Annotated in this window: 7 protein-coding genes; 6 read left to right on the top strand and 1 reads right to left on the bottom strand. The window is 68.8% G+C overall.

Features of this window, described 5'->3' with window-relative positions:
* Positions 1-154 precede the first annotated feature (154 nt).
* Positions 155-1,168 carry a methyltransferase gene (locus WMI84_RS16130; RefSeq protein ID WP_347354797.1) on the bottom strand — a complete coding sequence of 338 codons (1,014 nt, stop codon included), beginning with the start codon at positions 1,166-1,168 and terminating at the stop codon, positions 155-157.
* 110 nt (positions 1,169-1,278) lie between these two features.
* Between WMI84_RS16130 and WMI84_RS16125 the strand changes: the two genes are divergently transcribed.
* The 6 genes from WMI84_RS16125 (at position 1,279) to WMI84_RS16100 (ending at position 6,496) form a co-directional block, all read left to right on the top strand.
* On the top strand, positions 1,279-1,821 hold the full coding sequence (locus tag WMI84_RS16125) for a MarR family transcriptional regulator (protein ID WP_347354796.1): 543 nt from the start codon (positions 1,279-1,281) through the stop codon (positions 1,819-1,821).
* Positions 1,822-2,002: 181 nt separating this feature from the next.
* Positions 2,003-3,184: an ABC transporter substrate-binding protein gene (locus WMI84_RS16120; protein WP_347354795.1), complete on the top strand. Its 1,182-nt coding sequence runs from the start codon at positions 2,003-2,005 to the stop codon at positions 3,182-3,184.
* A gap of 13 nt (positions 3,185-3,197) precedes the next feature.
* A complete protein-coding gene (locus tag WMI84_RS16115; RefSeq protein WP_347354794.1) occupies positions 3,198-4,070 on the top strand; it encodes a branched-chain amino acid ABC transporter permease in 873 nt (290 codons plus the stop codon).
* Positions 4,067-4,975, top strand: coding sequence for a branched-chain amino acid ABC transporter permease (locus WMI84_RS16110; protein ID WP_347354793.1), 909 nt, complete (start codon positions 4,067-4,069; stop codon positions 4,973-4,975). The genes WMI84_RS16115 and WMI84_RS16110 overlap by 4 nt, the downstream gene beginning before the upstream one ends.
* Entirely contained in the window at positions 4,972-5,769 is a 798-nt protein-coding gene (locus WMI84_RS16105) for an ABC transporter ATP-binding protein (RefSeq protein WP_347354792.1), read from the top strand. The genes WMI84_RS16110 and WMI84_RS16105 overlap by 4 nt, the downstream gene beginning before the upstream one ends.
* A 22-nt stretch (positions 5,770-5,791) precedes the next feature.
* Entirely contained in the window at positions 5,792-6,496 is a 705-nt protein-coding gene (locus WMI84_RS16100; protein WP_347354798.1) for an ABC transporter ATP-binding protein, read from the top strand.
* The last annotated feature ends 108 nt before the right edge of the window (positions 6,497-6,604 follow it).

The raw sequence follows: 6,604 nt of genomic DNA, 5'->3' as shown, positions 1-6,604 counted from the left end.
GACGGTGCCCACGCCCGCACGGAGTGGGTCGACCTGCGTTCGGTGCTGGACACCGCACGTCTGCTGGAGGAGACGGCCGTGCGGTTCAGCGGACCGCGCGCCTGACGGCGGCGCACGGCGAACCCGGCTCGGCGGCATGCCTGAGGCGCGCTCCCTACCCGACGGGGATCCCGGCCTCGACGATCGAGACGGGAGTCGGGGTTGCCACGACCCGCTCGAAGGCCAGCCCGGCCGCCTCGAACAGCCGGCGCATCTCGGCCTCCGTTCGCTCCCGGCCGTCGACCATGCCGAGCATCGTCAGGTCGATCATCTTCGACATGTGCGGCTCGTCGCCCACCGGCACGACGAGCTCCAGGGCGACCACTCGCGAGTCGGGCGTCGCGGCGGCCCGGATGTTGGCCAGCAGGCGAGTCGCGTCGGAGTCGTTCCAGTCGTGTAGCACCATCGACAGCAGGTAGACGTCGGCACCCGGGGGGACCGCTTCGAAGAAGTCCCCGCCGATGGCGGCCAACCGGTCGCCGAGGCCGTGGGCCGACAGCCTCGGCAATGCCTCGGCGACCACGTGGGGCAGGTCGAGCACGGTGCCGGCCGCGCCCGGGGTGGCCCGGAGGATCTTGGCGAGCAGGGCACCGTCGGCACCACCGACGTCGACGATCGTGCGGCATCCCGAGAAGGTGTAGCCGGCGATCGCCGCAGTCTTGACGCCGTTCGTGAGATTGGCCATCGCCCGGCTGAACCGCCCGACCTGCTCGGGATGGTCGGCCAGCCAGGCGAAGAAGGGCCGCCCGTAGTGTTCCGTGGCGGCGGGCCGGCCGGAGTGCACGGTGTCGAGCAGGCCCGCGAACGGCGCGTAGTGGGTCTCCATCCAGCTGAGCGCCAGGTCGCGCATGGACCCGTCGCCGTCGCTCACCAGGGTCGCGCCCAGCGGGGTCGACCCGTACCGGCCGGGACGGACCTCGGTGAAGACGCCGAGCGACGCCAGCGTGCGCAGCAGCCGTGACAGGGCGAGCGGCTCACAGTCGAGGTCGGATGCCAGCTGCTGCACGGTCAGCGGGCCGTCGACCAGCCGGTCGGCGATCCCGATCTTGGCCGCGACGTAGAGCGCCTGGGACACCTGGAAGCCGGAGAGCAGCTGGACCATGTGGACGGCAGGTGGGTGGGTTTGCATGGCAGGGCTCCCCTCGCCGGGCCTCAGGGCCGGGGGCCGGCCTGATCCAAGAAATCTAGAAGGAAGATCGCTAGAAGTCAAGCGACTAGCGTTCAAGGTAGTCTCTGGCCGTGGCCGACGTCCAGACCATCCGAGTTCCCCCCGGCTTCGAGGCCGAGTTCCCCGGCGCGAGCCGATCCGCCGCCGAGGTCGCCGCGAACCTGGTGCGCACCGCCGACGCGTTCCTCGCCGAGGTGGGTCGACGCCGACGAGAGATCGCCAACCTCTCGGCCAGCGCGTTCGAGGCCCTGGCGGTCCTCGAGGGAGCCGGCGAGCCGCTCAGCTCGCACGTCATCTCGGACCGGCTCCTGGTGAGCAGCGCGAGCATGACGTCGCTGCTCGACACCCTCGAGCGACGCGGTCTGGTCGAGCGGCTGCGACACCCGACGGACCGGCGCAAGGTGCTCATCCGGCTGACCGACGCGGCCCGCGACATCGTCGACGCGATGCTGCCGACCGTCCACGCGGCCGCCACCGACGCGATGGCCGACCTCTCCGAGCCCGAGCGGGAGCAGCTGCTCGCCTCGTTGACGCTCATCCGTGCCCGTCTCGCCGTGGTGTCGGGCCTGCCTCCGGCGGCTCCCCGGCCGCGTCACAAGCCACGAGGAACCTGACAAGTCACGAACGTGCGACGGAACCGACTCCGGACCGGCTTCACCCGACCGGCGCATATCGGGCAGTATTCTCAACGACTGAGAATGACCCTTGTTGTCGGGTGAGGCGCCCTCTACTGTCACGACCTACCGGCCTGCCGCTGCAGGCACGGCTTCTCAGTGGGAGCGAGGACTTGGTCACATGAAGACAATTCGTGTCGTGGGGATGGCTGCCGTCGCGGCAGCCACCGTGCTGGGCACGGCCGCATGCGGCGGTTCGTCCGGTGGGGGCGCCGGCGCGTCGGGAGGCGGAGGAGACATCAAGATCGGCTTCTTCACCCCGAAGACCGGTCCCTCGGCGCCGGACGGGCAGAGCGCTCTGGCCGGTGCGACGCTCGCCGAGAAGCAGGTCAACGACGCCGGCGGGGTGGACGGGCGCAAGATCTCGCTGGTCACCTACGACGACGCGAGCGACCCCAAGCAGGGAGCCAGCATCGCGACCAAGCTGGTCACCCAGGACAACGTCGTGGCTGCCGTCAGCGGCTCCTACAGTCCGCAGACACTTGCCGCGGCAGCGATCTTCCAGCGCAACAAGGTGCCGATGATCTCGGCCTACGCGGTCAACCCGGGCATCCCGGCCACCGGCAACTTCATCTTCCAGGCCGACTTCAACGGTGTCGTGCAGGGCCGGGCGGGCGCACAGGCCCTGGCGGACAAGAAGCACGCGAAGAAGCCCGCGATCATCGCGATCGACAACGACTTCGGCAAGGCCCTGGTCACCGGGTTCAAGGAGCAGGCGCAGAAGCTCGGCATGACGGTGGTGTCGGAGGCGCGCAACCAGTTCGGCGAGACGAGCTTCGAGCCGGCCATCCGCAACGCGGTCGCCGCAGGAGCCGACTCGATCTACATGGTCCAGTACGTGGCCGAGGGCAAGCAGTTCCTGCTGGCCTACCAGAAGGTCGGGGCGGACCTGCCGATCATGAGCACCGAGGGGATCGACTCGGCGGGCTTCCTCGACTCGATCGGCGACCTGGCGAACGGGGTCATGTGGACCACGAACCTGAACCGGCAGAGCAAGGCACCGGCGACCCAGGCCTTCCTGAAGGACTTCAAGGCAGCCAACTCGTTCTCCCCCGACATGGTCGCCGCGTCCTCGCACGATGCCGTGTTCCTGCTCGTGGAGGGCATGAAGAAGGGCGGCGTGACTCCGGAGGAGATCCAGAAGGGCCTCATGCAGGTCAAGGACTTCACCGGCGCCACCGGCACGATGTCCGGCTTCTCCCCGGATCGGCTGGTGATCAAGCCGGTTCAGCTCCAGCTGTTCCAGGACGGCAAGATCGTCTCGGCCGGCGAGATCTCCGACCCCGAGATCCTCAAGCCCTAGGAGCTCGTCGACCATGACCGCTTCCATAGTCGAAGGGCTCGTGCTCGGCTCGCTGTATGCGCTCATCGCGCTCGGCCCCAGCCTGGTCTACGGGCTCATGAAGGTCCTGGACATCGCCAACGCGGCCGCCCTGACGCTTGGCGCGTACCTGGCCCTGGTCGTGACACAGGCCTTCGGCAGCCTGGCTCTCGGCGTCGCGGTCGCAGTGGTCGCAGGGGCGGCGCTGGGCTGGCTGGCCCAGCGCTTCCTCTACCTGCCCATCCTGGACCGGGGTCCCATCGTCACCCTGATCACGAGCATCGGCCTCTACATGATCGCGGGGGAGCTGTTCCGGCTCGTGTTCGGGCCCCTGCAGCGCAACGGCCCGGGCAACCTGCCCTTCAGCAGCTTCCGTGTCGCGGGCATCGTCATCGAGCCGGTCGACGTCGTCGTCATCGTCCTCGGGGTGGGCGTCCTGCTGGCGACCTGGTGGGTGCTCAGCCGCACCCGGACCGGGATCGTATGGCGCGCGGTGGCGCAGGACGGGCCCACGGCCTCGGCGGTGGGCATCAACAGCAAACGTGTCATCGGCACCGTGTTCATGCTCGGCTACGGGTTGTCCGCGCTCGCCGGCGTACTGCTGGCCATCAAGTACGACGCGATCATGCCGACCCTCGGCGACATCCCCGCCTACAAGATGCTCGCGATCATCATCCTCGGCGGGCTCGGGAGCCCCTTGGGCACCATCGCGGCGAGTCTGCTCATCGGTCTGGCCGAGACCCTGACCGTGTCCACGATCGGGTTCGTCATCCCACGTGACTCGATCGCCTTCATCGCGTTGGTCATCGTCCTGCTCGTCCGGCCGCAGGGCCTCATCCCGTCCCGAGTCGTGAGGGTCAAGGTATGAGCTACATCCTCGTCGTCGCGGTCACGGCCGCGATCTTCTCCACCGTCACGGTGAGCCTGAACATCGTCGCCGGGTATGCCGGTCAGCCAAACCTGGGCCAGAGCGCGATCTTCGGCATCGGCGCCTACTTCACCGCGGTGCTGGCGAGCAACCACGGGATGTCCTTCCTGCCCAACCTCGTGGTCTCGGCCGTCATGGCCGCGGTCGCGGGAGCTCTGGTCGGTGCCATCAGCCTGCGGCTTCGTGAGGACTTCTTCGCGATCGTGACCGTCGGCCTGAACTTCGTCGTCGTCGCAATGTTCCAGACGATCCCGTTCTTCGGTGGGGCGACCGGGATCTACTCCATCCCCCTTCCGGTCCTGTTCGGCCGGGAGTTCGGGAACGAGGAGTTCCTGATCACCGCCCTGGTCCTGCTGGCGTTCGTCAGCTGGGTCAGCTGGGCCATCAACCGGAGCTGGCTCGGCGGGATGCTGCTGACCATCTCCGAGGACGAGCTGGTCGCCTCGTCCCTCGGTGCACCCGTGGCGAAGTACAAGGGCGTGGCGTTCGTGGTCAGCTCGGCCTGTGCCGGGTTGGCCGGCTCGTTGTACGCCTACTTCCTCAGCGCGGTGACCCCGGAGACGTTCGGCTTCATCGGGTCCTTGACGATCATGGCGATGCTCATCATCGGTGGAAACGGGACGATCCGGGGCAGCATCGTCGGCGCCGTTCTGCTGACCCTGATCCCCGAGCTGTTCCGCTTCGCCTCCGAGTACCGCATCCTCATCTTCGGCCTGGTCCTGGTGCTCGTCCTGCGCTTCCAGCCACAGGGCCTGGTCGGTGACCAGAGCTGGTTCGCTCGCCAGGTGGGTCGCGTGCTGCCACGCCGGGGACTGACACCGACCGGGAAGGTGGGCGAGCAATGAGCGAGCCACTGCTGCGGCTCGAGGGGGTCGGGATGAGCTTCGGCGGGCTGCAGGCCCTTGCGGACATCGACCTGACCCTGGCAGACGGCGAGCTGCTGTCGGTCATCGGTCCCAACGGAGCCGGCAAGTCCACCCTGTTCAACGTCATCTCCGGGATCTACGAGCCCACCGCCGGCTCGGTGTGGGTGCGCGGCGACAAGATCACTCGCTTCCGGCCGGACCACATGCACGCAAAGGGCATCGGGCGCACCTTCCAGATCGCCCGCCCCATCGGCTCGCTCAGCGTGCGCGACAACGTCCTGCTCGGAGCGGGAGGCCATCGGATGCGACACCTGACGACGGCACTTCGACCACGGACCAAGGATGTCGCGCTCCGCGACCGGGTCGACGAGCTGTTGGACCTGACCGACCTGACCGGGATCGCACATCATTCGGCGAGCGCGTTGACGCCGGGTGACCAGCGCCGGCTGGAGATCGCCCGCGCCCTGGCCGACGAACCCGCGGTAGTGCTGCTCGACGAGCCCGCGGCCGGCATCGGCGCGGACGGGATGCGACCCCTCGCGGACCTGATCCGCGCGATCCGGGACCGCGGCGTCGCGGTCGTCCTCGTCGAGCACTACGTCGGGCTGGCGCTGTCGCTGTGCGATCGCGCCCTGGTCCTCGAGAGCGGCCGGATCCTTGCGCAGGGGCCACCGGAGCAGGTTCGTTCCGACGAACGGGTGATCCGCGCATACCTGGGCACTCGGCGCAGCGGACGGAAGCCCACTTCGACCGAGGAGGCCGACAGTGAATGAGCCGAGGAACGAGCCGGGCGAGATCCTCGCGATCAGCGAGCTCACCGCCGGATACCACGGGGTGCCCGTCCTGCACGGCGTCAGCCTCGCGGTCCGCACCGGCGAGTTCGTCACCGTGCTGGGGGCCAACGGGGCCGGCAAGTCCACGCTGATGCAGGTGCTCATGGGTCTGCTGCCCTCGATGAGTGGTCGGGTCGAGCACCGGGGGGAGGACCTGCTGCGCGTACCCGCCCACGAGCGGGTGTCCAGGGGGATCGCCTACGTGCCGGAGGGCCGCCGCGTCTTCCCCGCCCTGACGGTCGAGGAGAACCTGCGCGCCGTCAACCTCAAGCACTCGGCGACGAGCTACGCGGAGGGGCTCGACACCGTGTTCACGCTCTTCCCCCGGCTCAAGGAGCGGGACATCCAGCTCGCCGGCACGCTGTCCGGTGGGGAACAGCAGATGCTGGCGCTGGGTCGGGCCCTGATGAGCAGGCCCTCCCTGCTGCTGGCGGACGAGATCTCCCTCGGGCTCGCCCCGATCATCGTGGACCAGCTGTTCGAGGTGTTCCGTGACCTGAACGACTCCGGCGTCTCCATCCTGCTTGCCGAGCAGAACGCACTCTCGGCACTGGAGTACGCCGACACGGCATACGTGCTGGAAACCGGGTCCGTTACGCGCGAGGCCAGGGCGAGCGACCTGCTCACCGATGCCTCCATCGTCGAGTCCTACCTGCAGGAGCTGTGACGTCGGCCGGGCGGGAAGGTGCCCACATGGCTGGTCGCACCGGGCGGGGTGCTGCGGCCGGGGCGTTCCAGCGCGGGTTGCGGGTGCTGGTGAGCGTCGCCGAGGCCG

The organism is Intrasporangium sp. (assembly GCF_039812505.1).
In the GTDB taxonomy this organism is placed as follows: domain Bacteria; phylum Actinomycetota; class Actinomycetes; order Actinomycetales; family Dermatophilaceae; genus Intrasporangium_A.
This window is presented reverse-complemented; position numbering and strand designations above follow the sequence as displayed.